The sequence below is a fragment of the Marinicella sediminis genome, from assembly GCF_002000055.1.
Taxonomy (GTDB): domain Bacteria; phylum Pseudomonadota; class Gammaproteobacteria; order Xanthomonadales; family Marinicellaceae; genus Marinicella; species Marinicella sediminis.
Window position 1 is genome coordinate 1 of sequence record NZ_MVBD01000035.1, and the last position, 1,019, is coordinate 1,019.

1 protein-coding gene is annotated in these 1,019 nt (G+C 32.4%); it reads left to right on the forward strand.

Annotated features, from left to right (window positions below; translation table 11 throughout):
- Positions 1-234 precede the first annotated feature (234 nt).
- Positions 235-1,019 (forward strand): hypothetical protein (locus B0475_RS17335; RefSeq protein ID WP_157893059.1); only part of this gene is annotated, 785 nt, incomplete at its 3' end.

Sequence of the window (1,019 nt, forward strand, 5' to 3'; positions counted from 1 at the left end):
AATTAGCTGTGGCAAATGTCTGAAGTGGCCGTATGATATTTCTGAGGGAGTGCCTGTCCTGGATATTGGGGAAGTAGTCAATTTATTCAACAGATTGAAGATAAACTGAAGGTCAAAGTTGATTACTCAAAGAGAGGTAGACCTTGGAAAAAGAAGTAAAGGGTACTGACCCCTTTATTCTCTGACCCCTTTATTCTAAGTTAAAATTATAAACATTGAAACACGAGGTGGAAAATGAACAAGATATTTACATTAGTAACTGTATGTATATGTGTTTTTTATACAGGGTCAATTCTGGCTACGCCTTTAGTTAAACTAATAGTTTCACCATGCGAATTCGATAAAAAAGAAGTTGATACTTCGGGTTTCCTGGGGTTTCCAAATCCACTTGAGCCTAATAGAGCCAGATTGTTTTTAACTATTGATGATTTTAAATTCAATAATTTTGATCAATCGATCATTGTAAACGTTCCTGACAACCTTTCTTATAAAAGAGAGCTTTGGGCAAATAAATTTGTCAATATTCAAGGTAGTTTTGATTGCTCAATCAGCTCTCACGGAAACTTTGGGTCAGGTGGTTTTAAAAGTATATCTGAAATAGCTCTACCGTATGAAAATCCAAACTTTAACTCAAAGAATTTTCCTAATGGTTTAATAAAAGAGGTTCAAAGTAAAAAAATAGCTAAGTTTGGGGACAGTATAATCAATGAGTTTACTAAGAATAGAGAAAAAAAATCCATGTACAAATTTCTTTTTAGCAATGCCAATATAACGAATATTAGAACAAAAAGGCTAAATTGGATTTTTAATACCTATCTTTCTGACATTAGTTCGGAAAAATTTAAATTATGCAAAATATATGAATATGAGAATCAAGAATTTCAAGAAACAGATGGAATTACTGATGGCTTAATTTGTTTCGCAAAGGGTAGATGTAATAGCTTTCCAAAATATAGATATGCTGAAGACTTGCCTGATTGGTCAGATAGCAGTAATGAATTATGTTTTTCGTTTGAAAG